Raw genomic sequence first — 25,620 nt, forward strand, 5'->3', positions numbered from 1 at the left:
GGGGGTGCTGCGGCGCGGCGGGCTCGGGCGGGGCCACGGGCCTTGTTAAATCCCCCGTTAATCCCACTTGGATTGGCGCTTAAGTTAGGATCGGCCGAGCCGCCCGCGCAAGGACTTGACCGGGCTGGAGTGGTTACCATCGCGTAACGCGTCCTGCACGTAAGGGAGTTCACGGGAGACTCGATGAATTCTCCGCGCGGGACAGACTCCGGGCGATGACGCAGGGGAGTACGACGGTGAGCGACGAGAGCGCGGACGCGCGGGAGACCACCGGGGCGCGGGAGACGACCGGGGCGCCGGACACCGCCGACACCCGGGAGGCGATCGGTCAGCGCGTCCACCAACTGCGCACCAACGCCGGACTGACCCAACGTCAGCTTGCCGAACCCGCCTACACGGCCGCGTACATCTCCACCCTCGAAGCCGGGAAAGTGCACCCCTCCGACAAGGCCCTGCGCCATATCGCCGAGCGCCTGGGCAGCAGCTACGAGGAGCTGGTCACGGGGCGGCCCGCCCACCTCGCCACCGACCTGCGGCTACGGCTCACCGAAGCCCAGCGCACCCTCGCCACCCACGACCCCGACGACGCGGCCGACCGCTACACCGGCATCCTCCGCGACGCCGAACACCACGGCCTCGACACCGAACGCGCCGCCGCACTCGTCGGCCTCGGCCACTGCGCCCTGGAGACCGGGGACCTCGACCGGGCCCGGGACCACTTCGAAGCGGCCGAATCCGTCCTCGTCGCCTCCGGCGCACCCCTTCCGCAGCGCGTGGCGGCCATCCGCGGCCGATCGGTCACCCATCTCCTCGCGGGTGAACTCCGTTACGCCTGCTACCTGGTGGAGAAAACCCTCGACGAACTCAACTCGTCCGGACTGCACGACCCCGAAGCCCTCGTCCTCCTGTACACCGCCGCCATCGCCCCCTATATGGACCTCGGCGCGCACGCCCGTGCCGCGCAGGCCGCCGAACTCGCCCTCGCACTCGCCCCGCAGGTCTCCGACCCCGAGCTGATCGCCCGGATGCACCGGGGTGTCGCGCGGACGCTGATCGCCGAGGGCAAGGTCGCTGAGGCCGAGGAGTCCCTGGCCAAGGCCGCCGCCTACTACCAGCAGCTCCAGCTCCGTACCGAACTCGCCCAGTGCCACTGGATGCGCGGCTATGTCCACGCCCAGGACGGCGACCTCGAACGCGCCGAGTCCGAGCTGCGCACCGCCCACACCGGGCTCGTTTCGCAGCGCGCCGCCCTCTACGCCAGCCAGGTCGGCGTGGAGCTGGCCGACGTGCTCCGCCGCCGCGGCAAGACCGCCGAAGCCGCTTCCCTGCTACGGGAGTTGGTGGACCAGCTCCATTCGGAGCGGGGCGCCGTGCACGCGGCCGGGGCCCACCGGCTGCTCGGGATGATCGCCGAGCAGGGCGACGGCGACGACCTCGAATCGGCGGAGGAGCACTACACCATCGCGCTCGCCCTGCTGGAGACCGCAGGCGCCACCGGCGACCTCGCCGACATCTGCCGGCTCCTCGGCGACCTGCTCCGCCGCACCGGCCGCGTCGAAGCCGCACTCGACGCCTACCGCACGGGCCTCGGCCACCGTGCCGCCCCCGGCACCACCACTCTCGGCCCCGCCCCGGCCCGTCCTCCCCACTGGCACCGGGGAGCCTCGCCAGAATCTACACTTCTGTAGAAGTCTCTTCCGTGGCGCAAGACGGCTCAACAGGGCTGCCCCGCACCCCTGTTGAGCTTTCTTGTGCGCGCCGGAAAGCCTTCGTGGCGCGTCACACCGCCGTCGAGTGTGGAGTTACGAGGAGCAGGATGACGGACTGTACGGCCCCGGCCCCGGCCCCGGCGCCGACCGCGCGGCAGGCCCTGGCGCGGCGCTGCCGAGCCCTGACCGAGACGCGCTGGTTCGCCGTCACCGTGTTCGCCCTGATCGTCGCCAACGCGGTGCTGCTCGGCGTCGAGACGTACACGGGCGTCGTCGCCGACTGGCACGGGTGGCTGCGCTTCGCCGAGCACGCCTGCCTCGCCGCGTTCACCGTCGAGTTACTTCTCCGGCTCGCCGCGCACGCCGACCGGCCACGCGACTTCTTCCGCGACCCGTGGAACCTGTTCGACCTCGCGGTCGTCCTGTCCGCGTTCCTGCCCGTGATCCGCGAGAACGGCACCGTCCTGCGCCTGCTGCGTCTCGCCCGGGTACTGCGCGCGGCCCGGTTCCTGCCCCAACTCCGCGTCGTCATGGTGGCGGTGGGCCGCAGCCTGCCCGGCACGGTCAGCTTCCTGCTCGTCGGCGCACTGCTCCTCTATCTGTACGCCATGGTCGGCTGGGTCTTCTTCGCCGCCCACGACCCCGAGCACTTCGGCTCCATCGGCCGCGCGGTCCTGACCCTCTTCCTCCTCATGACCCTCGACGGTCTCGGCGACGCGGTCCGCGCCGGCCTGGAGATCTCCCGCTGGAGCATCGTCTACTACGCCTCGTACGTCCTCCTCGCCTCCTTCGTCCTCGTCAACGTCCTCATCGGCGTCGTCATCACCTCCCTCGACGAGGCACGGGAAATGGAGCGCGACGAGGAGGCACGGGTGAGGGAGCGAGACGAGACCGCACTCCGCCCCGCCGCAAGCGAATCCGCCCCCGGCGACCCCCAGGCCCTGAGGGAACGCATCGCCGTCGCCCGCCGCGCCCTGGACGACCTGGAGAGCAGCCTCGCGTACGCCTCCGTACCGCCTCCGACGCCCGCGTCCCGCACCGGTCCACTGCCCTCGGGAAGTCCCTGACCTCGATCCTCCCGTTTCAAGATCATTGCTATGGTGCTCAGTCCACGGCCCTCCATCCGAGGGCCGGGTTGAGGGACACGGAGTGTTCGGGGGAGGGGACAACGCGATGGCCAAGCCGGTGCGTGCGTCGCTGGGGGACAAGTGGATCACCTGCCAGATCTGTGAGAGCGACCTTTTCCGCGAGCGGGAAGTCCTGCTCAACAGCTTCGGCAAGGAGTTCCTGAAGCTGGCGTGGGCCGACGAGTCCGCGCGGGGCCTGATCTGCTGGGAGTGCGGTTACGTACACCTCTTCGTGAACCGGGACATAGCGCTGCACCGGGTCAAGAGGTAGCGCCCACGTCGGACGGCCGTCTTCTGAAGGGCAGCAGAAGAGGTGTCGCCAGGATGAGGACGCCGGCCGTCGCGAGCGCCGTGCGGGGGCTCGTGAGGCCGGCCAGCAGACCCCAGAGGGCGGTCATGGCCGCGATGCTGAGCTTGGTGGTGACCGACCACGCGGACAGGGTGCGCGTGACGCGGTCCGTCGCGGTCCGGGTGAGCCGCACGGTGGCGAGCACCGGGCTGAACACACCGGAGCAGAAGATCAATCCGAACTCGACCACCATGATGACCGCGAGACCGACCGGACCGGGACGGACGAACGGCAGCCCCAGCAGCCAGCACGCCCGCAGGGTCCCGGCCGTCAGCAGGACCGTGTGCTGTCCGAACCGTGCGACGAGCGGGCGCGCCAGACGGGCGCCGATGAGGCCGCCGATGCAGGGCAGGGCGAACGCGAGGGTGTATTCGAGAGGCGAGTAGCCGAGGTCGCCGAGCATGAGTACGGCGAGCGGGGGAGCGGTCGCCATGATCAGCCCGTTGGCCAGGATCGTGTGGAAGAACAGCGGGCGCAGCGTCGGGTCGGCCAGGATGTACCGCCACCCGTCGAGCAGGTCGGCGGCGCGCAGCCGTGCCGGGTCGCCGGTCCGGACGGGACGCGACTCCTCGCCTCCGATCGCGCGGATGCCCAGGGCCGACAGCAGAAAGCTCACCGCGTTGGCCACCACGGTCAGCACAGGACCGAACAGCCCGATCGCGGCCCCGCCCAGCGGCGGACCGAGCACGCTCGCCGTCCACATCGTCGACTCGAAGCGCCCGTTCGCGACGATCAGGCCTTCCGACGGCACCAGCCCCTTGAGATACGCGCCGCTCGCCGCGTTGAAGGTGATGTCCGCCGCGGCGACGACGACCGACACGACCAGGAGCTGACCGAAGGAGAGCCACCCCGGTGCATAGGCGGCGGGGACACTCAGCAGCGCCGCGCACCGGATCAGATCCATCGCCACCATCACCGGCCGCTTCCGGCGGAACTCCACCCACGGGCCGAGCGGCACCGCCACCGCGGCCCCCACCGCGGCGCCCGACGCGGCGAGGATCGCCACCTCCGTCGGCCCGGCGTGCAGCACCAGGATCGCGACCAGAGGGAACGCGTCGAAGGCGAGCCAGGTACCGAACACACTCACCCCGTACGCCGCCCACAACCACGCGAACCCCCGCCCCAGCGACTGCCTGGCCCCCATGCCCGGCCCGCCACCCCCCGTTTCCACCACGTGAGAACCCCTCGACCCCTCGAACCCGTTGCTGGCGCGCCCTATCCAAGCCAGCGAAGGACTCCCCGATCAAACAACCACCCCACCTCACCCGCCACAACCATCGGTTGTACGACGGAGATCCATCAGAAGCGCCCTAGGGTGTGCGGATGGATCTCGATGCCGTGCGCACCTTCGTCGCCGTCGCCGACGCGGGGCAGTTCCAGGAGGCAGCCGCCCACCTGACGATCACGCAGCAGGCCGTCTCCAAGCGCGTCGCGGCGCTGGAGAAGAGCCTCGGTGTACGGCTGTTCACCCGCACGGCACGCGGCGCCCGACTCACCATCGACGGACAGGCGTTCCTGCCCCACGCCCGCGATCTCCTCCGCGCCGAGGAGCGGGCAGCCGCCTCCGTACGGCCCGGGAGCCGCGCACTGCGCGTCGACGTGATCGGCCGGCGGCTGGCGCCCGCGGGTCTGCTGCGCGACTTCCACCGCGCCCATCCCGGCACCGAACTCGACGTCGTGACCCTGTTCGACGCCGACGCGGCCATCGCCGCCGTCCGCTCGGGCGCGATCGACGCGACGATCCGCGCCGTCACCGTGACAGCGCGCCAGCTCCCCGACGGCATCGAGGCCGTCCGGGTCTTCGACGAGCGCATCCAGCTCCTCACCGGACCGGCCCACGCGTTCGCAGGCGCCCGCGCGGTCACCCCGGCGCAACTCGCCGGGCACCGGATCTGGATGCCCGGCATCGTCGCCGGTACCGAATGGGCCACGTACTACGACGACCTCGCCGCCGAGTTCGGCCTCACCATCGAGGTGACAGGCCCCGACTTCGGGGCCGAACCGCTCCTCGACACCATCGCCGAGTCCGCGGCCCTGGCGACCTTCGTCGGCGAACAGACTCGCTTCATCTGGCCGGTGGAGCAGGACCTCCGGCGCGTCGCCCTGCACGACCCGACACCGGTCTACCCGCACTCCCTGATCTGGCGCACCGACAACCCCCACCCCACGCTGACCGCACTGCGCGACCACCTCGCGACCACACGACCGGCCGACCGCGGCGACGCGCAGGAGTGGACTCCCCGGTGGGCGCGGTGATCGCCGTCGTCCGGCGAGTGAAACCCTTTGCCCGCACACCTGTCCGGGAGACGAACCCGCCGTGGGGAACCGTCCCAGGTCGCGGCGCGTCCAGAGGGATCATGGGAGAGAGCGGAAGAGCCGGCGGCGCCGTCGGCTGTCTGGTGGGGGTGGCCGCGGCCGGCGTCGGAGTCACCGTCTGGTACCACGGGGCCCGTCCGGGGCTGTACGGCAGTTTCGAAGGGGAGCGGGACTGGAGCCTGCTGTACGGAGGACTGCCCTTGATGCTCATCGGCGTCCCGGCGCTCACGCTGGCGGCCTGGGCGCTGGTCTCGGCGGCACTGCGCGGCAGGGCCGCCCCCGGCACCCGGATCGCCGTGGCGGTGGGGACCGCCGTCGCCACCCTGATCGTGCTGGCGTGGGGCGGCCATGAGTGGCTGGCGGTGTGGGGGGACGGCGACATGGACGAGCCGATCTGAGCCGATCCGACCGTAGAACCGCCGTCCCCCACCCGATGTGTCCCGCCGCCGACTACGCCACCACCGTCACCGGATGACGCACCACAGCGTCGAAGAGGTATCCCTGCGTGTTCGGTGCGGTGTGCGAGGGCTGGGTCCGGCCGCCCATGTCCGTGGCGCGGGCCAGGAGCGTGGTCGGGCCGGGTGTCGTGGGGTGCCAGTCCGTGGACCAGCGGGACCAGGCGGAGGCGCGGGGCCGGTCATGCAGTTCGGCACGGCGCCATGTCGCGCCGCCGTCGGTACTCACCTCGACCCGGCGGATCCCCCCGCCGCCCGACCAGGAACGCCCGGTGAGCCGGTGCCGCCCACCCACCGCGAAATCGGCTCCGGCGGCCACCTCGAACGCGCTCTTGACGGTCTGCCCGGTGAGCGGGGCGCCGCCGCCCTCGGGATGACCGGGCCCGAACAGCCGGTACAGGTCCGTGTTCCACGGTGAGTAGAGCGGTTCCGTGGAGACCTCGATGTCGCCGACCCACTTGATGTTCGCGATCCCGACCCAGGACGGCACGAGCACGCGTACGGGATACCCGTGGTCGTAGGGCAGCGGCTCGCCGTTCATCTCGTACGCGAGGACCACGTCGTCCAGCGCCTTGGTGAGCGGCAGGGGGCGGCGTACGTGGCCGAGGTCGGTGCCGTTGGACACCCAGGTGTCGTCCAGGCCGCGCGGTTGCAGGTCGACGGCGTGCCGGACCAGTCCTGCCAGGCGCAGGACATGGGACAGCGGGACGCCGCGCCAGCGGGCGCTGCCGATCGCGCCGAGGGTCCACGCCGTGCCGGTGGCGGGGTCGCCCTGCTGGGTGGTGAAGTAACTGCGGCCGTTGCCCGCGCACTCGATGAACGCGTCGAGTGTCACGGACGGCATCCGCCGCAGATCGCGGTGCCCGAACTCGACGGCCCGGTCGATGCCCGGCGCGCCGCGCAGCCCGCTGCCCCACACCTTCAGGCTCCAGTCGTCCGCGTCCAGTACGGGCGTGGAGGTGTGGTTGCGGACGAAGAACCGGTCGACCGGTGTGTGGTAGCCGGTGCCGTGCAGCGCGGGCCAGTTGGTCTCCGCGTTGGTGCCCCGGATCGTGAACAGCTCCGGGGGCAGCGGCTTGACGATGCCCGGTGCGGAGGCCCGGGGCGCGGGGGTGTCGGCGGCGGCTCGCGCGGCGGTGACCGTCGTGAGGACACCGGCCGCGGCGGCCAGCCGTAACAGGTCGCGGCGCGACACCCCTTCGGCCCTGGCCTCACCGGCCAGCCACTGACGCAGCCGTCGCCGGTCGTACGCGGACTCGTTGATACGCATCAGGATCTGCTCCTTTGACGGCGACAGGGCGTGCGGACGGGAGACGCGCGACGAGGGCGGGCGGTCGTCGGGGTGCGCCCGGGTGGCACAGGGGGATCGAACCGCGCTACCGGCCGAGCTGGCGCCAAGGCACCGGGCCGAGGCCGGGGCCGGAATCAGCGATCAACAACAACAGCCGCGCGGCAGCGGGCGGCACACGGCGAGGCAACGGCTGTCGGCGATCACGGAACGAGCGTAGGACCCGATGAGGGTTCCCGTCACGGGTACGCGCAATGCGCCGGGGCTCCGGGATCGGGCAGAGACCGTCTCGTACAGCGGCCGTCAACGAGGCATCCGCCCCTCGTCGACAGCCACGGCATCGTCGGCACGGCCTGCCTGCCGGTAGGAGGCCGCTAGGTGGGTACGCACCCGGTGCGTGTCGGGATGGTCCGCCCCGAGCACGCGTAGCCGCCCCGCGAGTACGGTCTCCTCAAGGCGGACGGCGTCGTCGGGGCGCCCGCCCTTCCGGTAGGAGTCGGCGAGGTTGGCCTGTGCGGTGAGCGTGTCCGGATGGTCAGGGCCGAGCGAGCGCTGCCGGTCGGCGAGCACATCCTCGTGCAGCGCGATGGCGTCCCCGCTCCGCCCGGCCTCCTGGTAGTACACGGCGAGATTGGCACGAATCGTGTGCGTGTCCGGGTGGTCGGGGCCGAGGACCCGCTCGCTCTCGACGCGATTGCTCTCGCCCTGGACGACCGCTTCCGCGGTGCGCCCCGCGTTCCAGTATGACGAGGCGAGATGGACCCGGGCCCGGAGCGTGTCCGGGTGATCGGAACCGAGGACGCGCTCGCGGTCGTCCAGGAGCCTTTCGCTGAACACGACGGCCTCCTCCATGCGTCCCGCCAGCCGGTAGGAGAAGACGAGGTTGGCCCGTGCGGTGAAGGTGTCGGGGTGGTCGGGGCCGAGGAGTCGTTCGCGGTCGGCGAGTACGGCTTCTTCGAGGGGGATGGCTTCTGTTGTGCGTCCTGCGTTCCGGTACGACGAGGCGAGATGTGCGCGCGCTCTGATCGTGTCCAGGTGGTCGGGGCCGAGGAGCCGCCGCCGATCCGCGAGCACGCTCTCCTCCAGCGGGACGGCCTCGTCCGTGCGCCCCGCCTGCCAGTAGGAGTGCGCGAGGTTGGCCCGCGCGGCGAGGGTGTCGGGGTGGTCGGGGCCGAGGAGTCGTTCGCGGTCGGCGAGTACGGCTTCTTCGAGGGGGATGGCTTCTGTTGTGCGTCCTGCGTTCCGGTACGACGAGGCGAGATGTGCGCGCGCTCTGATCGTGTCCAGGTGGTCGGGCCCGAGCGCATCCGCGCACGCATCGGCGAAGGCGCGCCAGTAGTCGACGGCAGCCGTGTACAGACCCACGTCGCTGAGGCTGTTCCCCGTGGTGAACAACACCTCGTGGGGCTCGGGGCGCCAGAGGTGGGCCTCCGCCAGGTCGCGCAGGGTGCTCGCGTTGGCGCGCAGGACGGCCGCGAGGCCGGACTCGGGGGCATCGAGCCGTGGCCAGACCGCGAGGAGTGCGTCGGCCGCCGTATACGCCGCGTCCGTCCCGACCTGCGGCGGTGTGTGCTCGCGCGCCGCACGCGCGGTGAGGGCGTGCACCTGGACGGCGTCAGGGCTGCCGTCCTTCTGCCAGGTGAGCAGTCCGTACCGGTTGAGCAGGCTGAGCACATCACGCGCCTGCGCGGTGGTGACCGGCTCGTCGCCCTTCGCGGGGTCGCGGTCCCGGCCGAAGTACGCGACGACAGGCGTAGTTGCCCAGAAGGACTCGGGGTGCCCCGCCGGGGCGAGGAGTCCGGCGAGATACATGCCGGGGCTGGCGAGACCGACGGGGGGATGGGAGTCGGCGGCTGCCAGGTTCAGCAGCAGGGTCACATCGACCGCGCGTCCGTAGCCGTCGCCGTCCGCGTGGGCGGGGAAGAGCCTGGCCAGGCCGGTACTGCGGTCACGGAACAACCGGAGATAGCCCTCACAGCTCTCTCCCATGTCGACCATGTAGGCGGCGGCATGACTGAGCGCCAGCGGCAGATGCCCCAGCGCCTCCGCCAGCGCACCGGACTCCGCGTCGAAGAGCTGGGGGCAGTCGGCCTCGGTGAGCCGCGTGGAGAGATACGCGTCCGACTCCCGCGGTGTGAAGACCCCGACTTCCACCATGCGTCTCCCGCCGCCGGTGACAGCGGCGTCGCGGCGGCGTGTGGTGGCCAGCACCCAGCCCTCGTCGGACCCGCCAGACGGCCACCAACCGGACATGGCGGTCAGGTCGCCGACATCGTCCAGGACCACGAGCCAGCTCCGGTTCGTGGCGGCCAGCCAGTCGAGGAAGCACCGCGCGTCCTGCTCCGGCTCCTCACCCGTGGCACCGGGAGCGCGCACCCGGGCGGCGGCCCGCGCGTACGCGAGGATCACGTCCCGCACCTCCGCCGCCGGCACCCACACCACCAGGTCCGTCCCGGTGACCATGGCCTCCCTGGCGTAGGCGGCGGCCAGTTGCGACTTGCCCACGCCGCCACCGCCGGACAGCACCTGCGTCAGCACCACCGTCCGGCCCAGCCGTCGCGCCGCGTCGATCCGCTGCCGTACGGCCTGGCGCGGCTGGGCCGCCGAGGGCGGCACGGGCGGGGTCCCGATCCGCATCGGCCAGGAGATCACCTCGGGCGCGTGATGATGATGGTGCACCTCGTACCGGTTGACGACGCTGGCGCCGTCTCCGATCGCGGACGCCACGACATCACCGCCGGCCGCGACGTTCACTCCCTCACCCTCGGCGGTGACCTCCGGCGGCGGGGGCGGCGGTCCGCCCCCGGGCTTTCCGCGCCTCCCCGGCCACCTGCTCACCGTTCGCTGTCCTCACCGAGCGCGCTGTCCACGACATCGCCACGTACCGCCAGGCCGTCGTCCCCCGCCGCCACATCGGCATCGCTCCCCGACCGGGTCGTGCTCGCGGGCGGCCGACCCGAAGCAGGACCGGTGACCCTGCTACGGGCCCCGACCGCCGTGCCGACCACGCTCCCGCCGACGGCAAGCCCGCCCCGGCCCGCCCTGACCCGGGACCGACGACCGTCTCGGTCCCTCCCGCTCCCGCCGCCCAGCAGCGGCCACAGCGCCAGCGCACAGCCGACCACACCCGTCAACGCCCCGATCAGCCCCGCGACTTGTCCACCCGCGTCCAGCCCTCCGAGGACGGACAGAAGCACCAGCCCGACCGCCGTGACACCGCACACCAGCGCGAGCACCCATAACGCGCCCCGTCGCCCTGGGGGATTCCCCGTCATAGCCGTCCCTCCGCGCACCCCGCCCGGTGCTACCCGGTCACTGCCCGACGACAACCGCTCACCGTCCAACGTACTGCGCCGCCCTCGGAAACCACCGACGGCAGCGGCTCACGGGCTCCTTCACCACGGCACGATGGCCGAACAGCCCCTCCAAGGGGCCGTATCGGCCATCGTGCGTGTGGGCGGGAGGGTCAGCTCGTCGCCCGGAACGACCTCAGCCGCAGGGAGTTGCCGACCACGAAGACCGACGAGAAGGCCATCGCTGCGCCCGCGATCATCGGGTTGAGCAGTCCGGCCGCCGCCAGGGGGAGGGCGGCGACGTTGTAGCCGAAGGCCCAGAACAGGTTGGACTTGATGGTGCCGAGGGTCCTGCGGGAGAGCCGGATGGCGTCGGCCGCGACCCTCAGGTCCCCGCGGACCAGGGTGAGGTCGCCCGCCTCGATGGCCGCGTCGGTACCGGTCCCCATCGCGAGCCCCAGGTCGGCCTGGGCGAGCGCGGCGGCGTCGTTGACACCGTCACCCACCATGGCCACCGAACGGCCTTCGCCCTGAAGACGCTTGACGACGTCGACCTTGTCCTGCGGCATCACCTCGGCGATGACATGGTCGGCGTCGATGCCGACCTCGCGCGCGACGGAATCGGCGACGGCCTTGTTGTCACCGGTCAGCAGGATCGGCGTCAGCCCCAGCGCCTTCAGGCGCCTGATCGCTTCCGCGCTGGTGTCCTTGACGGCGTCCGCGACCTCCAGGACGGCACGGGCCTCACCGTCCCAGGCGACCGCGACGGCCGTCCGCCCGGCCTCCTCGGCGCGGGACTTGGCCTCCTCCAGCTCGGCGGGCAGAGCCATCGCCCACTCCGACAGCAGGCGGGTCCGGCCGACGAGCACGGCGTGCCCCTCGACGATGCCCTGCACACCGAGCCCCGGCACATTGGCGAAGTCCTCGGGCGTCGGCAGCGATCCCACGGCGGCCACCGCTCCGTCCGCCACGGCCCGCGCGATCGGGTGCTCGGAGGAGTGCTCCAGCGCACCGGCGAGCCGCAGGACGTCGGCCTCCTCGGCGTTGCCCGCCGTGTGCACCTTCAGGAGGGTCATCCGGCCGGTGGTGACGGTGCCCGTCTTGTCCAGGACGATCGTGTCGGCCTTGCGCGTCGACTCCAGTACCTCGGGGCCCTTGATCAGGATGCCGAGCTGCGCGCCACGGCCCGTACCGACCATGAGGGCGGTCGGTGTCGCCAGGCCGAGGGCGCACGGGCAGGCGATGATCAGGACGGCGACGGCGGCGGTGAACGCGGCCGTCATGCCCGCACCGTTGCCGAGCCAGAACCCGAGCGTGCCCAGGGCGAGCGCGATGACGACGGGGACGAACACCGCCGAGATCCGGTCGGCGAGACGCTGTGCGGCGGCCTTCCCGTTCTGGGCGTCCTCCACCAGCTTCGCCATCAGGGCGAGCTGCGTGTCGGCGCCGACCCGGGTGGCCTCGACCACGAGCCGGCCGCCCGCGTTGAGCGTGGCACCTGTGACGGAGTCGCCGACCGACACCTCCACCGGCACGGACTCGCCCGTCAGCATGGAGGCATCCACGGCCGACGAGCCCTCGACCACGGTGCCGTCGGTGGCGATCTTCTCGCCGGGCCGGACCACGAAGTGGTCGCCGACCTTCAGGTCCTCGGTACGGATCAGCTCCTCGCGGCCACCCCGGACCACGGTGACCTCCTTGGCGCCCAGGCTGAGCAGCGCCTTCAACGCGGCTCCGGCCTTCCTCTTGGAACGGGCCTCGAAGTACCGCCCGGCGAGGATGAACGCGGTGACGCCGGCCGCGGCTTCGAGATAGATGTTCCCGGCACCGTCACCGCGCGCGATCGTCAGCTCGAACGGGTGCGTCATCCCGGGCGTGCCCGCGGTACCGAGGAACAGGGCCCACACGGACCACAGGAACGCGGCCGACGTACCGACCGAGATCAGCGTGTCCATGGTCGCGGCGCCGTGCCGGGCGTTGGTGAACGCGGCCTTGTGGAAGGGCCACGCGGCGTACGTGACCACGGGCGCGGCCAGCGTGAGCGAGAGCCACTGCCAGTACTCGAACTGGAGGGCGGGGACCATGGCCATCGCGATGACGGGCACCGCGAGTGCGACGGCGGTCAACAGCCGCTGCCGCAGAGGCCGCAACTCGTCGTCCGCGGCCCGGCTCCCGTCGCCGTCACCCTCGCCGGACGGCGCGTCCCGTGGCGCCGGTTCCTCGGCGGTGTACCCCGTCGCCTCGACGGTGGAGATCAGATCGCCCACGGACACACCGTCGGCGAACGACACCTTGGCCTTCTCGGTGGCGTAGTTGACGGTCGCGGTGACGCCGTCCATCCGGTTGAGCTTCTTCTCGATACGGGCCGCGCAGGAGGCGCAGGTCATGCCGCCGATGGCGAGTTCTACCTCGGCCGGTGCGGATGTGTGGGTGGTCATGGCTGCTCCTCGTAACGAAGGGCTCGTAGAAGGACTCGTAGGGATGTACGGGTAGGGGGGCGCCGGGCCCGCCGGTGGGTACGGGCGGGCTCGGCGCGGGTGGGTCTGTCAGGCCCGGCCGGTGACCGCGTACCCGGCGTCGTCCACGACGTCCGCGATCAGGGTGTCGTCGAGCGCGGAGGCGCTGAGGACGGTGACGGTGCCGGCCGTGAGGTCGACGTCGACCGTGCGGACGCCGTCCACGTCGCCGATCGCCTTGGTGAGCGTCGAACGGCAGTGGTCGCAGGTCATGCCGGACACGGCGTAGACACTCGTCACGCCCACGGCCTCGACGGTCTGCTCCGTGGGGCCGGAGGAGCAGCTGTGGTCGGGGGTGCAGCAGGACGAGGACATGGTTCCTCCAGGTTGAGTCGGTGACGTGATCGGCCGGATACCCGATGGGAGTATCCCAGCCCGCTTTCAGGTATACCTACTGGGGGTATCGAAAGCAAGGGGAGTCTGCGATTGACTTTATACCCCCTGGGGGTAATCTGAACTGCGTGAAGGGCTCTCAGCGAGCCGTAGTCGTAGCTGTAGCCGAAGCTGTCCGAGAGGGACGACCATGAACACAGCCGTGAAGATCACCGCATTCGCCGCGGCGGTCGCAGCGACCTTCGGAACCGCCTTCGCCGTGGGCAAGGGCGTCGACCCCGTGGTCGCGGACCCACCCACCGGCCATGGCGACCACGCAGCGGCGCCCGGTGCCTCGGCCGGCGCGGGGGCGGGGCGCGGCGGCCACGGGGCGATGCCGCCGGGCGGACTCCAGGTGTCACAGGGCGGCTACACCCTCGACCTCAAGACGCCACGGATCGAGGCCGGGCGGCCCGACGACCTGAGGTTCGTCATCACGGGCGATGACGGCCGTGCCGTGACGGCGTTCCAGCGCTCCCACGACAAGGAGCTGCACCTGATCATCGCGTCACGCGACCTGAACACCTTCCGCCACGTGCACCCCACGCGCGCCGCCGACGGCACCTGGTCGACGCCGATCACCCTGCCAGAGGCCGGCGGCTACCGCGTCTTCGCCGACTTCACCCCCGACAAGAAGAACGCGGAGAGCCTCACTCTCGGTGCCGACCTCGCCGCCGCCGGTGACTTCCGGCCCCAGCCGCTCCCGCCCGCGAGCGCCACGTCCAAGGTCGACGGATACACGGTGAGCCTCGACGGCACCCTGAAGCCGGGCGCCGCGAGCGAACTCAAGCTGAACGTCAGCAAGGGCGGCGAACCCGTCACCAACCTCGACCCCTACCTCGGCGCCTACGGCCACCTGGTCGCCCTGCGCTCCGGCGACCTCGCCTACCTCCACGTCCACCCCAACGGCGAACCCGGCGACGGCACCACACGCCCCGGCCCGGCCGTCTCCTTCACGGCCACCGCCCCCAGCGCGGGCACCTACCGGCTCTTCCTCGACTTCCAGCACGAAGGAAAGGTGCACACGGCGGCCTTCACGGTCCACACAGGCCGACCGACCACGCCGCCCACACCCACCCACGACGAGTCCCCGACGGAGAGGCCCGGGGGCGACGACGACGGACACCAGCACTGATCCACTGATGCGAACAGGTGGGTGCTGCGATGATCGTGGCCATGCCCCGATCACCCCTGCCGGCCCCCTGGCCGACGCGACTGACCACGCCCCGGCTGCTCCTGCGCCCCGTGGAGGCGGCGGACGTGAAAGACAAGAACACGGACGCCGCCGTGATCGGTCTCGTGTCCGTCGAACCCGACACCCGCCGGGGCAACCGCGCCGAGGTCTCGTATCAACTGCTGCCGGAGTACTGGGGGTTGGGGTACGCGGGTGAGGCCGTTGGCCGGGTGGTGGCCTGGGTACTCGATCACGTGGACGTGGGGCCGCCGGCCGTCGTGGCCGTGACGCAGGAGGCGAATACCCGGTCGCGGCGGCTTCTGGAGCGGATGGGGATGGGTGTCGTCGACAGGTTCGTGGAGTTCGACGCGCCGCAGGTCATGTACTCCATCTCGATCGCCCCAGCCTCCTCTTGGAGTGCTGCAGCGGTGCATCCGTAGGATGGCGTCATGACCGCCGATGCCCCGCTCACCCGAGAGTCGTTCCGCCGCCTCCAGCCGATCAACGTGCCCAGCCCGGTCTCGCAGTTGCCGGATCGTGTCTGGACTGACGAGGACTGGGACCGGATCCGGCAGGGATATCGAGCCCGGGACATGGATGAGAAGTGGAACGTCTTCGCTGAAGGCGATGTCCTGTTCATGCACCGGAGTTGGAAGGGGCAAGGCGTCTATGAAGCGACCTTCGCGCCCGTGGCCGGCGGCGGGCGGAGGATCACATCCGCTGTGGTGGAGGCCGATGGTGAGCGCTATCGGGGCATGGGCGACGCATATGACTGCCTGATGATGGAGCTGATCATCAGCGCCATCGTCCTTGGAGAGCCCGCCGCCGACCTCCGGGCCGGTCTCGTGGAGTTGACTGCCCGGTCTTCGGGAAGGAGCGATCTTCCCTCGGGCGTGGTGGAACACAGCGTCCTCGGGTTGCGCTCGGGTTCGTAGGCTCCAGCCGGCTCTCAGGGCCGGGACGCCGCGAAGTACGGCATTGAGTCCAGGTTGGTGATCTCGACGTTCTTGCCGGTGCGCGGGGCGTGGATGGCCTTGCCGTCGCCGACGTACATGCCGTTGTGCTGGGTGCTGTTGTACCAGTAGATGATGTCGCCGGGCTGGAGATCCGCGCGGGACACCTTGCGGCCCGCGTCGTACTGCTGCTGGACCGTGCGGGGCAGGGAGACATCGGCCGCGCGCCAGGCGGCGCCGGTGAGACCCGAGCAGTCGAAGGAGTCGGGCCCGGTGGAACCCCACTCGTAGGGTTTGCCGAGCTGCGCGTACGCGAAGTCCAGTGCCGCCTTGGCGCGTCCGCTCGCGGGGCCGTTGTACGTGGCGGCCGAGTCACTGCTGCCCGTCGCGGCGTCCTCGCGCTCCTGGGCGGCGTCCATCCTGGCACGCTGCTCGGCGGTGAGACTGTTGAGGAGCTTGCGGGCCTTGGCGAGCTTGCCCTGCACCTCGTCCTTCTTCTCGCCCGCCTTGTCGCGCGTCTTCTGAAGGGCTTCGATCTTCTTGGCGACGCTCGCGCGCTCCTGGGCCAACTCCCGCTGTGTGCGCTGGAGTTCACCCAGAGCCTGCGCCTGGCGGTCGCCCGTGCGCTCCAGGGTCTGGGCCTTGTCGAGGTAGTCGTCCGGATCGCCGGAGAGGAAGAGCTGCACGCTGGGGTCGAGTCCGCCCGTGCGGTACTGCTCCGCCGCCAACGGGCCGGTGAGCGCACGGAGTTCGTTGATCTCCTGCTGCTTGCGGGCCAGCCGGTCACGCGCGAGGTCGGCCTCCTTGAGGAGCTTCTTCTCCTTCTCGCGGATGCTGTTGTACTCCTCGGTGGGGGCCTCCGCCTCCTCGTACAGCTTCTCCACCTGCTTGCGCACCTCGTTCACCGAGGGGTTGGGCGCGGCCTGGCCCTGGGTCGGCAGCAGGCTGACCGTGCCGGCGGCTATCCCAAGGGTCGTGAGCCGCGCGCGGCCGGGCGGCTTGGGCCGACGGTGCGTTCCCATGGTGGAGGACTCCTCTGTGCGGTGGCGGACCGGTCGGCGTCGGCCGAAGACGTGCGAAGCCTGAACCGCTAGTGAACTTAGTAGATTCGTATTTGGCGGCGCAAGGCGGGTCCGCGATCACGGTGGTGCCGGGCCGTCCCGGCCCGGGAAAGTCAGAGGCCGGGCGGGCAGACCAGCAGCAGCGGCAGCAGCAGGACACCGGTCGCCGTGGAGGCCACGGTCACGCCGAACGCCGGGTGCGGGGTGCGGCGGGGGCCGAGGATACGGCGGAGCCGGATCAGCACCGTCCCGCCTCCCGCGGCGAAGGCGCCCTTCGGCGCGCGGGCCGCCGCCATCTCGTACATCGCGGTGACCAGCGACTCGTGGGAGTGGGTCCGCAGGGCGCGGTCGTCGGCGATCATCTCCAGCAGCAGCGCGGTCTGTTCGCGCGCGTGCCGCGCCAGCGGAATCCGCCGGAACACCGAGTGGAACGCCTCCACCGCCGCCAGTACCAGATGGTGCCGCCCGGCGATGTGCGCCGCCTCGTGTTCAAGGACCGCGTCGAGCTGCCGCGCGGTCAGCCGCCGTACCGCCGCGTCACTGACCACGATCCGGGGCCGTCGGCCGGGCAGACAGTAGGCGGCCGGAACGTCGTACGGGACGACGGTCGCGCTCAGCCCGGGGGAGTGCCGGCCGACGAGGTCAAGGGCCTCCCGCTGCCGTGCGCGCGCCCGGTGCGCGCGGACGACATGGAAGGCGAATCCGACGAGCAGTGCCGCTCCGACCGACGCGGGAAGCCCGACGGCGAGGCGGTGGGCGGTGCCCGGGTCGGGGTGGGTCGTGCCCACGTCCAGGCCGCAGGAGTGCAGCACACCCATCAGCCCCGCGTGCAGATGCTCCGTCGGCATCGCCAGATTGGACAGGGCGAGCGCGACCCCGAGGGAGAACGCGACGGCGAGCGTGTGCCACACCGCGAGGGCCAGGGCCGGGGCGCGGTACGGCCATGAGCTGCGGAGCATCAGGTAGGGGGCGACACCTCCGACGGCCACGGTGTAGCCGATCAGGATCGGGGCCGCGTTCACGGCTCGTCCCGCCGGCCCACGTTCCGCAGGGCCTGCCGCAGCGCGGCCACCTCGTCGTCGGACATGTTCTCCACGAAGTGGAACAGTGCGGCAGGCCGGTCCTGGCTGGCGCCGAGACCGTCCTCCATCAGCGCGGCGGCGTATGCCTCGCGGCTGCGGACCGGTGTGTACAGCCAGGCACGCCCCTGCTTGCTCCGTACCAGCCACCCCTTGGAATGCAGGATGGTGGTGACGGTCATGACGGTGGTGTACGCGACCGGCCGGGTCTCATTGATGTCGTCGACGACCTCACGAACCGTCGCGGGGCGGTTCCATGTCCACAGGCGGTCCATGATCTCCGCCTCCAGATCCCCCAGCCGCCGCATGCCCCGATGTCCTTCCGCTCGCCGATCCCGCAGACCTCGCAGATACGCGGCCCTCGCCGACGCAGGCCCATGCTAGGTGCCCCCGGCGCGCGGACGGACCGGCCGGGTCGGGAAGTCATACCCCGGGCAGGTACCATCCGTCGCGTGTACTCCGGAACCACCCGAGACGGCGGGGCGGCATTCGCCCCGCCCGGCGCCCATGCCGTGACGCGGCGAGCGGTGCGTGCCGCGCGCCGGTCGCCGGTGTGTCTGCTCGGGCTCCTTGTGTGCACCGTCCTGCTGGGCCTGGTCGGCATGCACGGGCTCGGCCCGGTCCCCGCGCCGGCCGCCACCGGCCACGACGTGACGGTCACCGTCACGCACACCGGACTCAAGGCGTCCACGCCGGACGTGTGCGACCACGAGTCCGGGGGCTGCGGGGGCCACGGCACCCACGCGGACCCGACCTGCGCCTCGGCATCCGTCGCGGGGTCCCCGATGGTCGCCCCCGCGCTGCTGCCCGACGTCATCCACGGCCTCGGCACCCCGCAGGCCCGCCCCACCGCACGCGCGGACGGCCCTGACGGTGGCCGGGCACCTCCCTCACTCGCCGAACTCCAACTCCTGCGGATCTAGAGCGGCCCACGCGACGCCACACCGCCTCGACGGTGCGGTGGCGCGCAGCGGCATGCCCTTTCACAGGTCCGACAGACGGATCCGACAGACAGATCCGAGAGCAGGAGTTCCACCGTGACATCACAGCGCACCCTCGTCCGCCGTACGTCCCTCGCCGTGGCCGCCGGAGTTGCCACCGTCGTGCTCGCCGCCTGTAGCGGGGGCGGCGGGCACGACATGGGGTCCATGGGATCCGATGCCACCCCGTCCGGGAAGGCATCCGCCACAGCGTCCGCCACGGCCGGCGGGCACAACGCCGCCGACGTGACCTTCGCGCAGGACATGATCCAGCACCACCGTCAGGCCGTGGAGATGGCCGACCTGGCCGACGGCCGCGCCGGGTCGAAGGAGGTCAAGGACCTCGCCGTGAAGATCAAGGGAGCGCAGGACCCGGAGATCAGGACCATGTCCGGCTGGCTCACGTCGTGGGGCGAGCAGGTCCCCGAGGAGATGTCCGGCATGGGTCACGACATGTCGTCGTCCATGCCCGGCATGATGAGCGCCGCCGACATGGACGCGCTGAAGAAGGCGTCCGGCACCGAGTTCGACAAGCAGTTCCTCACTCTGATGGTCAAGCACCACGAGGGCGCCGTCGAGATGGCGAAGACCGAGCAGAGCAAGGGCGAGTACGGCCCGGCGACCCGGCTCGCGGACGACGTCATCAAGGCCCAGACGGCGGAGATCGAGCAGATGAACAAGCTGCTCGGCGCCCGGTGAGTCGACCGAAGCCGACTCTGAACGACGACAGTTGAAAAGTGAGCGGCGTGGCCGTGGGGTCGCCCCCGGCCACGCCCCTCACCGACCGCTCAACGACTCACCGACAGTTCACGCCCGGCTCACGGCTTGCGGCCCACCGCCGCGTACATCGCCACATGGTTGTCGTCGAGGGACGCCTGTTCCTCCGTCGGCCGCCAGTGGTGCACCTGGGTCAGGCCCGGTTCGACCAACTCCAGACCGTCGAAGAAGGCGGCGACCTGGGCGCGGTCGCGCGCGATCATCGGGATGCCCCGGCTCTCGTACTCGCCGACCAGCTTCTCCGCCTCGTCCTTGGGCGCGAAGTCCGCTGTGCCCGTGGAGATGGCCAGGAAGCTGCCCGAGGGCAGCGGGTCGAGGAGCCGCCGGACCAGGGTGTAGCCGTCGGGGATCGGGATGAAGTGCAGCATCGAGATGATCGTCAGACCGACGGGCTGCTTCAGATCGATCAGCTCCCCGAACGCCTCGGACTCCAGGATCGCGTCCGGATCACGCATGTCCGCGTCGACATAGCCGGTACGTCCCTCGGGCGAACTCCTCAGCAGCGCCTGCGCGTGCGTGAGCACGATGGGGTCGTTGTCCACGTAGACGACGGACGCGTCCGGCCGCTCCCGCTGGGCGACCTCGTGCAGATTCGGCGAGGTCGGAAGGCCCGTACCGATGTCGAGGAACTGACGGACCCCCGCATCGCGGGCGAGATAGCGCGCCACGCGGTGCATGAACAACCGGTTCTGACGCATCGTCACGGGCAGTGACGGCAGTGCGGCGACCATCGCGGCGGCGGCCTCGGCGTCCACGGGGTAGTTGTCCTTGCCGCCGAGGATGAAGTCGTAGACCCGTGCCGGATGTGCCCGGGTCGTGTCGATCCGGCCTGCTACGCCGTCACCATGTGCCATGCCGCAACTCCCGTCGTTTCGCGGATGGTTCAGGAGTCTAGGGACTTTACCGACCGTTGACCCCTGAATCGCCCGCGCGACGGTCGATCACCTCGGAACGACATCTGGTCACAACTGCCGGAGCCGGTCCCCGAGTTGTTCGGTCAGGCCGCTGATCCACGCGGTGGGGTCGGGGCTCATCGGCGAGACCCAGACCTGGTCGATTCCGAGCTTGGCGTAACCGTCCAAGGCCGTGAGGAAAACGTCGACGTCGGCCGCCGGGTCGCCGCCCGCCCAGACGATCGTCTTCTCGATGGTGCTCGGATCGCGGCCCTCGGTCTCGCAGTGGCCGCGCAGTACGTCGAGCTTGTGGGCGACCTCGGCCGGGTCGGAGGCGAAGAGGTTGCACGCGTCGGCGTAGCGGGCGACGAGCCGGAGGGTCTTGCGCTCACCCATCCCGCCGATGAGGACGCGCGGCGACGGCTGCTGGATCGGGCGGGGCAGACAGATGGTCTCGGCCAGCCGGTAGTGCCGGCCTTCGTAGGGACCGTCGTCGTCGCTCCACATCTGCCGACAGATCTGAAGCGCCTCTTCGAGCCGCTCGTACCGCTCGGAGACCGGGGGGTACGGGACGCCGAGACCGATGTGCTCCCGCTCGTACCAGGCCGCCCCGATCCCGAGCATCGCGCGCCCGCCGGACAGTACGTCGAGGGTCGTCACGATCTTCGCGAGAAGGCCGGGGTGACGGTACGTGACGCCGGTGACCAGGGTGCCCAGCGTCATCCGCTCGGTGACGGCGGCCAGATAGCCGAGCGCGGTGTAGCCCTCCAGCATCGGCTCCCGGGGGCCGTTGAGCTGCTCCATCTGGAAGTAGTGGTCCATCACGGTGAACGCGGAGCAGCCGCCCTCCTCGGCGGCGCGCGCGGACGCGGCGAGGGTCGGGGCGATGGAAGGGGTGCCGCCGGGGAGGGTGAAGGAGGGGAAGTGGATCGCGAGCTTCATCAGATCACCTTTTGAATCGGACGTGAATCGGACGAGAAGGTTCCGGCAATCGCGCCCAGATTCTCCCGGGCGGACATGGTCGGCAAGCGCGAGGCGCCCTTTCCCGCCATGCCGGAGGGCCGGGGAGGGCTTGCGGGCGTGCGGGCGTGCGGGCGTGCGGGCGTGCGCACCGGGGCCGAGATAGTAGCCATGGATATAGTATCTATGTACAGTAAGTTTTATGAGTGAGGCACTGGAGGGGGCGACCCCGGGATATCTGGTCTGGCGGCTGTCGATGAAGTGGCGGGTCGCGGTGGATCGCGCGCTGGCGCCGCTCGGTCTCACGCATGCCCAGTACGTTCTTCTGTCGTCGCTGTTCGGCATGCGGCGCGCCGGGCTCCACCCGAGCCAGCGCGAACTGGCCGATCACACCGGCCTCGAAGCGCTGTACGTGTCCAAGCTGGCGCGCTCACTGGAGAGCGACGGCCTTGTCGAGCGCACCCGCGACCCGGCCGACACGCGCGCGATCCGGCTCGCCCTGACGGAGCGCGGGGAGGCGGCCGTACGCCCCGCCCTGACAGCGGTCCAGGCGCTGGTGGATCAACTCCTTGACCCCCTCGGCGGCCAGGACACCCGCCGGACGGCGACCTTCGTCCACGACCTCACGACGCTCCTGAACGCTCCGCTCGACCCGTCGCCGTAGCGGTGACGGTGCACCGGAAGGACTTCCCGTCATGCCTGAGATACGCGTACTCGACTCGACCCTCCACTACGAGGACTCGGGGAACGGAACCGCATTCGTGTTCCTCCACGGCAACCCCGGCTCCTCTCACCTGTGGCGGAACGTGCTGCCCCATGTCGGCCCAGGGCGGCTGCTCGCACCCGACCTCATCGGCATGGGGCGCTCCGGCAAACCCGACATCCCCTACCTCTTCGCCGACCACGCCCGCTACCTCGACGCCTGGTTCGACGCGCTCGGCCTGGACCGTGTCGTCCTGGTCGGCCACGACTGGGGCGGAGCGCTCGCCTTCGACTGGGCGGCCAGGCACCCCGAGCGTGTCCTCGGCCTCGCCTTCCTGGAGAGCATCGTCAAGCCGATGTCCTGGGACGACCTCACACCCCAGGCACGCCTTCGCTCCGAGACGATCCGCACCCCCGGCACTGGCGAGGAACTGGTCCTCGACCAGAACCTGTTCGTCCGCCAGGCGTTCACCGGAGGCGTCCTCACCCCGGTCGGCGACGAGGACCTGGCGACCTACCTCGCCCCCTACCCCACCCCTGAGAGCCGCCGCCCCGTCCTCGCCTGGGCCCGCCAGATGCCCCTCGGCGGCGAACCGGCCGAACTGGTCGCCCGTATCGAGGCATACGACACGTGGCTCGCGGCCAGCCCCGAGATCCCGAAACTCCTCATGACCTTCGAGGGCTCACCGACCCTGCTCATCGGCGAGGACCTGGCAGAGTGGTGCGCCACGCACATCGCCGCCCTGGAGACGGTCCCCTGCGGTCCGGCGGGCCACCACGCCCCCGAGGACCGGCCGAAGGAAATCGGCACGGCGGTCGCCACCTGGGCCGACCGGCACGGGCTGCGGCGGCCCCACGTACGGTAGCCCCCATGCCCGAGCTTCAGCGTCTGCGCCCCGACCATGCCCCCGCCCTACTCGCCTTCGAGCGGGAGAACAGGGACTACTTCGCCGCGTCCATCTCCGACCGGGGGGACGCCTACTTCGCCGAGTTCGACGCCCGGCACGCCGCCCTGCTCGCCGAACAGGCCACGGGGGCCTGCCACTTCCACCTGATCGTGGACGGAAACGGTGAGGTGCTGGGGCGCGTGAACCTCATCGACGTCAAGGACGGGGACGCCGAACTCGGCTACCGGATCGCCCGTGGCGCCGCCGGCAAAGGGCTCGCGACGGCCGCCGTCCGCGATGTGTGCGCGCTGGCCGCCACGGTGTACGGACTGACGTCCCTGCGGGCGGTCACGACGCTCGACAACCTCGGCTCACGGACCGTGCTGGAACGCACCGGGTTCGTGACCACGGGCGAGAGGGAGGTGGCCGGCCACCCCGGGATCGGGTACGTCCGGGACCTCGTCCACTGACGGTCCGGCCCCGGGGCACATTTCGCGTACGTCATGACGTCATCGCTCGGTTCAGCGCGTGCCGGGGCTGTCCGCCTGAACTGGCCGCGACGTCGCGCTGTCCCCCGGGGCGGCCGAGATGGTGTGCGGCGCCGACGAGGGCTCGGGCGCCGGTTCGCCGCGGCCCGGCGCCGACTCGGCGTCGTTCTTCATGGCCTTGGCCTCGCTCTTGAGGATGCGCGCCGACTTGCCCAGTGAACGGGCCATGTCCGGAAGCTTCTTGGAGCCGAAGACCAGAATCACCACCAGGGCCACCAGCAGCAGATGCCAAGGCGCCAGCGCATTGTGGAACATCGTCAGACCACTCCCTCAGATACGATTGCTATGTTGCGCAACTGTATAACCATGGAGTGAGGTCAAGGACCTCCTCCGTGGGCGGACGACCGGGATCACCAGTCCCCGCCGCCGAAATCTCCGCCCCCGAAGTCGCCGCCCCCGCCGAAGTCACCCGGGCTGAAGTCGGCGCCGGTGAACTCCCCGCCGTCCGGGCCGCTGTCGGCGGAGGGTGCGTCGGCGAAGGCCGAGGGGGCGCTGAGCATCGAGCCCAGCATCGTGCCCACGAGCAGCCCGCCCAGGATGCCGCCCGCGCCGCCGAAGTAGCCGCCCGCCCAGGGGGCGTAGGCGGGCCCGGCGTTCCAGTAGGGCTGTGGTCCGTCGGCGGTCTGCACCTGGCGGACCATCGGCTCCTGCCCGCCGGCCAGACGGTCGGCATCGGCCGTACACGCGGGCACCTCGCGGGGCATGCCACCCTGCGGGGCCCACTGCACATCGACGGCCGACGGTCCGTGGCGGGGGTCGAAGAAGCAGGGCGCCCGGCGCTCGGGCAGCGGGGTGCCGGTGCGGCGCGCGGTCAGGGTGGCGAGCGCGAACCGGCCCTCTTCGACGGCCACGGTCACCGGCTGGACGTCCTGCGGCCCGGTGGCGGCGGCCATCAGGTCCTTGGCCCTGTCGTACGCGTCCAGCGCCTTGGTGTAGTCCTGCCGCATCGCGTCGTCGGCGCCGGGCTCGGACGGGTGGAAGTCGAGCCGGTCCAGCTCCTCGCCGAAGGCGGTGATGTCCTCGTCCACGACGACACGCAGGGCGTCCAACTCGGCGCGCTCGCGCTTCTTCCTGGACCGGCGGTACAGGGCATACCCTCCGCCGCCCGCCGCCGCGGCCACCCCTACGGCGACAAGTGCCGCCGTGCCGCCGCTCCCTTCCTCGTCCCCGGAACCGCTCCAGTCGGCCGGGGCCTGCCCCTTGGCCTGCTGTGCCGCCTGGTCGACGAACGCGGTGAGGAGCCCCTCGGGGTCGCCGGGGTGGGAGCGCTTGACGGCGCCGGTCAGATTGCCGACCGCGTTGCGTGACATCACCGAGGAGTCCGCCTGCGCGTTGAAGCCGTCGCCGAGATGGACGGCGTAGACGCCGGTGATGCCGACCTGGGTACGCAGGTCCCGCATCAGGGTCTCGGGAGGAAACTCGGCGCCCTGGGGGAGTACCGCGACGAATACGGGCCTGTCCGCCTCCTCGATCTTCTTCGCGAGGTCTGCGGCACCGGACTCGGAGAGCTGGTCACGGGCGCGCGGATCGACGTATACGGGGCTCTTCCTGAGGGCCTCGGCCACGCTGTCGAGGCCGGTCCCCGCGGCGTGTGCGGGCCGGGGGGCGAGCAGGGCGTACCCCGCCACGAGCGCGAGGACGGCCAGGGTCAGCACCGGTCCGAGCCGTGGCAGCCTCCGGCGGACGACAGGCATGGGGTCTTCCTCCTCCGTACGGTACGTCGGCGTCGAACGTCTGAACCGACAATACTTGCTTAGTTGCGTAATGTAGCAAGTGAGGGGAATGTATGGCGCATGAGGGTTGCTCAGTTGCGCAACCGATTGGGCGTGAGGTCGTCTAGGGGAGAGGGGTGCAGCCGTGGGCGAAGCGGTACATCGCGCGGCCGGAGTGGCGAAGGCGCTGGGTGAGCTTCCGCTGTGCGCTTCACCGCCCGAGGGGCAGGTCCGGTCGGCGTACCGACGCGTCGAGGTGTACGACGGGACCGGTCGGCCCTGGCCCGGCGCCATCACCGCGTGGTGGACGGATCCGGCAGGCGGTGAGCTGTGCCGGTTGCGTCTTTCCGGCGCATCGGCACCGCGATGGACGGTCTTCGACCCCGACCGCATCGTCCTGCTGGTTCAGGGGGGTACCTGATTCCGCTGTTGCTGCGTTCGGCTCTGCCGGGTCGAGCGGTGCCGCGCA

Annotated in this window: 27 protein-coding genes; 14 read left to right on the top strand and 13 right to left on the bottom strand. The window is 71.0% G+C overall.

All coding sequences use genetic code 11. The annotated features are described in order from the left end of the window. Positions 1–215 precede the first annotated feature (215 nt). From ACIQNU_RS16835 to ACIQNU_RS16845, 3 genes are all read left to right on the top strand, one after another. Complete coding sequence (locus ACIQNU_RS16835) at positions 216–1,688, top strand: helix-turn-helix domain-containing protein (protein WP_401366575.1); 1,473 nt, start codon at positions 216–218, stop codon at positions 1,686–1,688. A 128-nt stretch (positions 1,689–1,816) separates the two neighbouring features. Continuing rightward, entirely contained in the window at positions 1,817–2,776 is a 960-nt protein-coding gene (locus ACIQNU_RS16840) for an ion transporter (RefSeq protein WP_401366577.1), read from the top strand. Positions 2,777–2,882: 106 nt separating this feature from the next. Next, complete coding sequence (locus tag ACIQNU_RS16845) at positions 2,883–3,107, top strand: hypothetical protein (RefSeq protein WP_401366579.1); 225 nt, start codon at positions 2,883–2,885, stop codon at positions 3,105–3,107. Here the strand turns inward: ACIQNU_RS16845 and ACIQNU_RS16850 are convergent. Beyond that, positions 3,097–4,329, bottom strand: coding sequence for an MFS transporter (locus ACIQNU_RS16850; protein WP_401366581.1), 1,233 nt, complete (start codon positions 4,327–4,329; stop codon positions 3,097–3,099). The two genes, ACIQNU_RS16845 and ACIQNU_RS16850, sit on opposite strands and share 11 nt — an antisense overlap. 179 nt (positions 4,330–4,508) lie before the next feature. Between ACIQNU_RS16850 and ACIQNU_RS16855 the strand changes: the two genes are divergently transcribed. Further along, the gene (locus ACIQNU_RS16855; protein ID WP_401366583.1) at positions 4,509–5,441 is read left to right on the top strand and encodes a LysR family transcriptional regulator; all 933 of its coding nucleotides are present in this window, start codon (positions 4,509–4,511) and stop codon (positions 5,439–5,441) included. Positions 5,442–5,542: 101 nt separating this feature from the next. Then, positions 5,543–5,899 (top strand): hypothetical protein, encoded by a 357-nt coding sequence (locus ACIQNU_RS16860; protein ID WP_401366585.1) that lies wholly within the window; start codon positions 5,543–5,545, stop codon positions 5,897–5,899. A 52-nt stretch (positions 5,900–5,951) separates the two neighbouring features. Here ACIQNU_RS16860 and ACIQNU_RS16865 read toward each other — a convergent pair whose 3' ends face one another. From ACIQNU_RS16865 to ACIQNU_RS16885, 5 genes are all read right to left on the bottom strand, one after another. Next, positions 5,952–7,226, bottom strand: a complete 1,275-nt coding sequence (locus ACIQNU_RS16865) for a sulfite oxidase (RefSeq protein WP_401366587.1) — start codon at positions 7,224–7,226, stop codon at positions 5,952–5,954. Positions 7,227–7,547: 321 nt separating this feature from the next. After that, positions 7,548–9,998 (bottom strand): tetratricopeptide repeat protein, encoded by a 2,451-nt coding sequence (locus ACIQNU_RS16870; RefSeq protein ID WP_401366588.1) that lies wholly within the window; start codon positions 9,996–9,998, stop codon positions 7,548–7,550. 80 nt (positions 9,999–10,078) lie between these two features. Continuing rightward, positions 10,079–10,519: a hypothetical protein gene (locus tag ACIQNU_RS16875; RefSeq protein WP_401366590.1), complete on the bottom strand. Its 441-nt coding sequence runs from the start codon at positions 10,517–10,519 to the stop codon at positions 10,079–10,081. 191 nt (positions 10,520–10,710) lie between these two features. Continuing rightward, on the bottom strand, positions 10,711–12,975 hold the full coding sequence (locus ACIQNU_RS16880) for a heavy metal translocating P-type ATPase (protein WP_401366591.1): 2,265 nt from the start codon (positions 12,973–12,975) through the stop codon (positions 10,711–10,713). 108 nt (positions 12,976–13,083) lie between these two features. Further along, positions 13,084–13,368 carry a heavy-metal-associated domain-containing protein gene (locus ACIQNU_RS16885; protein WP_401366593.1) on the bottom strand — a complete coding sequence of 95 codons (285 nt, stop codon included), beginning with the start codon at positions 13,366–13,368 and terminating at the stop codon, positions 13,084–13,086. A gap of 208 nt (positions 13,369–13,576) precedes the next feature. Between ACIQNU_RS16885 and ACIQNU_RS16890 the strand changes: the two genes are divergently transcribed. The 3 genes from ACIQNU_RS16890 to ACIQNU_RS16900 are packed head-to-tail and all read left to right on the top strand — an operon-like array spanning position 13,577 to position 15,534. Next, positions 13,577–14,560, top strand: coding sequence for a hypothetical protein (locus ACIQNU_RS16890; protein WP_401366595.1), 984 nt, complete (start codon positions 13,577–13,579; stop codon positions 14,558–14,560). Between the two features lie 41 nt (positions 14,561–14,601). Next, positions 14,602–15,039 (top strand): GNAT family N-acetyltransferase, encoded by a 438-nt coding sequence (locus ACIQNU_RS16895; RefSeq protein WP_401366597.1) that lies wholly within the window; start codon positions 14,602–14,604, stop codon positions 15,037–15,039. Between the two features lie 9 nt (positions 15,040–15,048). After that, entirely contained in the window at positions 15,049–15,534 is a 486-nt protein-coding gene (locus tag ACIQNU_RS16900) for a hypothetical protein (protein ID WP_401366599.1), read from the top strand. Positions 15,535–15,548: 14 nt separating this feature from the next. Here ACIQNU_RS16900 and ACIQNU_RS16905 read toward each other — a convergent pair whose 3' ends face one another. From ACIQNU_RS16905 to ACIQNU_RS16915, 3 genes are all read right to left on the bottom strand, one after another. Beyond that, the gene (locus ACIQNU_RS16905) at positions 15,549–16,574 is read right to left on the bottom strand and encodes an NlpC/P60 family protein (RefSeq protein ID WP_401366601.1); all 1,026 of its coding nucleotides are present in this window, start codon (positions 16,572–16,574) and stop codon (positions 15,549–15,551) included. Positions 16,575–16,726: 152 nt separating this feature from the next. Next, positions 16,727–17,635, bottom strand: coding sequence for a M56 family metallopeptidase (locus ACIQNU_RS16910; RefSeq protein WP_401366602.1), 909 nt, complete (start codon positions 17,633–17,635; stop codon positions 16,727–16,729). Beyond that, the gene (locus ACIQNU_RS16915) at positions 17,632–18,000 is read right to left on the bottom strand and encodes a BlaI/MecI/CopY family transcriptional regulator (protein WP_401366604.1); all 369 of its coding nucleotides are present in this window, start codon (positions 17,998–18,000) and stop codon (positions 17,632–17,634) included. Before ACIQNU_RS16915 ends, ACIQNU_RS16910 begins: the two co-directional genes overlap by 4 nt. 144 nt (positions 18,001–18,144) lie before the next feature. Here ACIQNU_RS16915 and ACIQNU_RS16920 point away from each other — a divergent pair, with 144 nt between their 5' ends. Then, positions 18,145–18,615, top strand: a complete 471-nt coding sequence (locus ACIQNU_RS16920) for a DUF6153 family protein (protein ID WP_401366606.1) — start codon at positions 18,145–18,147, stop codon at positions 18,613–18,615. Positions 18,616–18,729: 114 nt separating this feature from the next. Further along, positions 18,730–19,371, top strand: a complete 642-nt coding sequence (locus tag ACIQNU_RS16925; protein ID WP_401366608.1) for a DUF305 domain-containing protein — start codon at positions 18,730–18,732, stop codon at positions 19,369–19,371. Between the two features lie 119 nt (positions 19,372–19,490). Here the strand turns inward: ACIQNU_RS16925 and ACIQNU_RS16930 are convergent, their stop codons facing one another. After that, positions 19,491–20,303, bottom strand: coding sequence for an SAM-dependent methyltransferase (locus ACIQNU_RS16930; protein ID WP_401366610.1), 813 nt, complete (start codon positions 20,301–20,303; stop codon positions 19,491–19,493). 108 nt (positions 20,304–20,411) lie between these two features. Continuing rightward, positions 20,412–21,284, bottom strand: coding sequence for an LLM class F420-dependent oxidoreductase (locus ACIQNU_RS16935; RefSeq protein ID WP_401366612.1), 873 nt, complete (start codon positions 21,282–21,284; stop codon positions 20,412–20,414). Positions 21,285–21,504: 220 nt separating this feature from the next. Here ACIQNU_RS16935 and ACIQNU_RS16940 point away from each other — a divergent pair, with 220 nt between their 5' ends. Genes ACIQNU_RS16940 through ACIQNU_RS16950 form a run of 3 tightly spaced genes read left to right on the top strand, consistent with a single transcriptional unit; the run spans position 21,505 to position 23,361 of the window. Beyond that, entirely contained in the window at positions 21,505–21,966 is a 462-nt protein-coding gene (locus tag ACIQNU_RS16940; protein WP_401366614.1) for a MarR family winged helix-turn-helix transcriptional regulator, read from the top strand. Between the two features lie 31 nt (positions 21,967–21,997). Further along, positions 21,998–22,870 carry a haloalkane dehalogenase gene (locus ACIQNU_RS16945; protein WP_401366616.1) on the top strand — a complete coding sequence of 291 codons (873 nt, stop codon included), beginning with the start codon at positions 21,998–22,000 and terminating at the stop codon, positions 22,868–22,870. A 5-nt stretch (positions 22,871–22,875) separates the two neighbouring features. Further along, positions 22,876–23,361, top strand: coding sequence for a GNAT family N-acetyltransferase (locus tag ACIQNU_RS16950; protein ID WP_401366618.1), 486 nt, complete (start codon positions 22,876–22,878; stop codon positions 23,359–23,361). A gap of 51 nt (positions 23,362–23,412) precedes the next feature. Here the strand turns inward: ACIQNU_RS16950 and tatA are convergent, their stop codons facing one another. Further along, positions 23,413–23,694 (bottom strand): Sec-independent protein translocase subunit TatA, encoded by a 282-nt coding sequence (gene tatA, locus ACIQNU_RS16955; RefSeq protein ID WP_401366620.1) that lies wholly within the window; start codon positions 23,692–23,694, stop codon positions 23,413–23,415. A 95-nt stretch (positions 23,695–23,789) separates the two neighbouring features. After that, positions 23,790–25,133 (bottom strand): hypothetical protein, encoded by a 1,344-nt coding sequence (locus tag ACIQNU_RS16960; RefSeq protein ID WP_401366622.1) that lies wholly within the window; start codon positions 25,131–25,133, stop codon positions 23,790–23,792. 163 nt (positions 25,134–25,296) lie between these two features. Between ACIQNU_RS16960 and ACIQNU_RS16965 the strand changes: the two genes are divergently transcribed. Beyond that, positions 25,297–25,572: a hypothetical protein gene (locus ACIQNU_RS16965; RefSeq protein WP_401366624.1), complete on the top strand. Its 276-nt coding sequence runs from the start codon at positions 25,297–25,299 to the stop codon at positions 25,570–25,572. Positions 25,573–25,620 lie beyond the last annotated feature (48 nt).

This window comes from Streptomyces sp. NPDC091292 (assembly GCF_044757265.1).
Classification (GTDB): Bacteria; Actinomycetota; Actinomycetes; order Streptomycetales; family Streptomycetaceae; genus Streptomyces.

Excerpts from the sequence above, each read along its gene's own strand:
- ACIQNU_RS16835 (WP_401366575.1), top strand. The coding sequence starts at position 216 with ATGACGCAGGGGAGTACGACGGTGAGCGACGAGAGCGCGGACGCGCGG.
- ACIQNU_RS16840 (WP_401366577.1), top strand. The coding sequence starts at position 1,817 with ATGACGGACTGTACGGCCCCGGCCCCGGCCCCGGCGCCGACCGCGCGG.
- ACIQNU_RS16845 (WP_401366579.1), top strand. The coding sequence starts at position 2,883 with ATGGCCAAGCCGGTGCGTGCGTCGCTGGGGGACAAGTGGATCACCTGC.
- ACIQNU_RS16850 (WP_401366581.1), bottom strand. The coding sequence starts at position 4,329 with ATGGGGGCCAGGCAGTCGCTGGGGCGGGGGTTCGCGTGGTTGTGGGCG.
- ACIQNU_RS16855 (WP_401366583.1), top strand. The coding sequence starts at position 4,509 with ATGGATCTCGATGCCGTGCGCACCTTCGTCGCCGTCGCCGACGCGGGG.
- ACIQNU_RS16860 (WP_401366585.1), top strand. The coding sequence starts at position 5,543 with ATGGGAGAGAGCGGAAGAGCCGGCGGCGCCGTCGGCTGTCTGGTGGGG.
- ACIQNU_RS16865 (WP_401366587.1), bottom strand. The coding sequence starts at position 7,226 with ATGCGTATCAACGAGTCCGCGTACGACCGGCGACGGCTGCGTCAGTGG.
- ACIQNU_RS16875 (WP_401366590.1), bottom strand. The coding sequence starts at position 10,519 with ATGACGGGGAATCCCCCAGGGCGACGGGGCGCGTTATGGGTGCTCGCG.
- ACIQNU_RS16880 (WP_401366591.1), bottom strand. The coding sequence starts at position 12,975 with ATGACCACCCACACATCCGCACCGGCCGAGGTAGAACTCGCCATCGGC.
- ACIQNU_RS16885 (WP_401366593.1), bottom strand. The coding sequence starts at position 13,368 with ATGTCCTCGTCCTGCTGCACCCCCGACCACAGCTGCTCCTCCGGCCCC.
- ACIQNU_RS16890 (WP_401366595.1), top strand. The coding sequence starts at position 13,577 with ATGAACACAGCCGTGAAGATCACCGCATTCGCCGCGGCGGTCGCAGCG.
- ACIQNU_RS16895 (WP_401366597.1), top strand. The coding sequence starts at position 14,602 with ATGCCCCGATCACCCCTGCCGGCCCCCTGGCCGACGCGACTGACCACG.
- ACIQNU_RS16900 (WP_401366599.1), top strand. The coding sequence starts at position 15,049 with ATGACCGCCGATGCCCCGCTCACCCGAGAGTCGTTCCGCCGCCTCCAG.
- ACIQNU_RS16905 (WP_401366601.1), bottom strand. The coding sequence starts at position 16,574 with ATGGGAACGCACCGTCGGCCCAAGCCGCCCGGCCGCGCGCGGCTCACG.
- ACIQNU_RS16915 (WP_401366604.1), bottom strand. The coding sequence starts at position 18,000 with ATGCGGCGGCTGGGGGATCTGGAGGCGGAGATCATGGACCGCCTGTGG.
- ACIQNU_RS16930 (WP_401366610.1), bottom strand. The coding sequence starts at position 20,303 with ATGGCACATGGTGACGGCGTAGCAGGCCGGATCGACACGACCCGGGCA.
- ACIQNU_RS16935 (WP_401366612.1), bottom strand. The coding sequence starts at position 21,284 with ATGAAGCTCGCGATCCACTTCCCCTCCTTCACCCTCCCCGGCGGCACC.
- ACIQNU_RS16940 (WP_401366614.1), top strand. The coding sequence starts at position 21,505 with ATGAGTGAGGCACTGGAGGGGGCGACCCCGGGATATCTGGTCTGGCGG.
- ACIQNU_RS16945 (WP_401366616.1), top strand. The coding sequence starts at position 21,998 with ATGCCTGAGATACGCGTACTCGACTCGACCCTCCACTACGAGGACTCG.
- ACIQNU_RS16950 (WP_401366618.1), top strand. The coding sequence starts at position 22,876 with ATGCCCGAGCTTCAGCGTCTGCGCCCCGACCATGCCCCCGCCCTACTC.
- tatA (WP_401366620.1), bottom strand. The coding sequence starts at position 23,694 with ATGTTCCACAATGCGCTGGCGCCTTGGCATCTGCTGCTGGTGGCCCTG.
- ACIQNU_RS16960 (WP_401366622.1), bottom strand. The coding sequence starts at position 25,133 with ATGCCTGTCGTCCGCCGGAGGCTGCCACGGCTCGGACCGGTGCTGACC.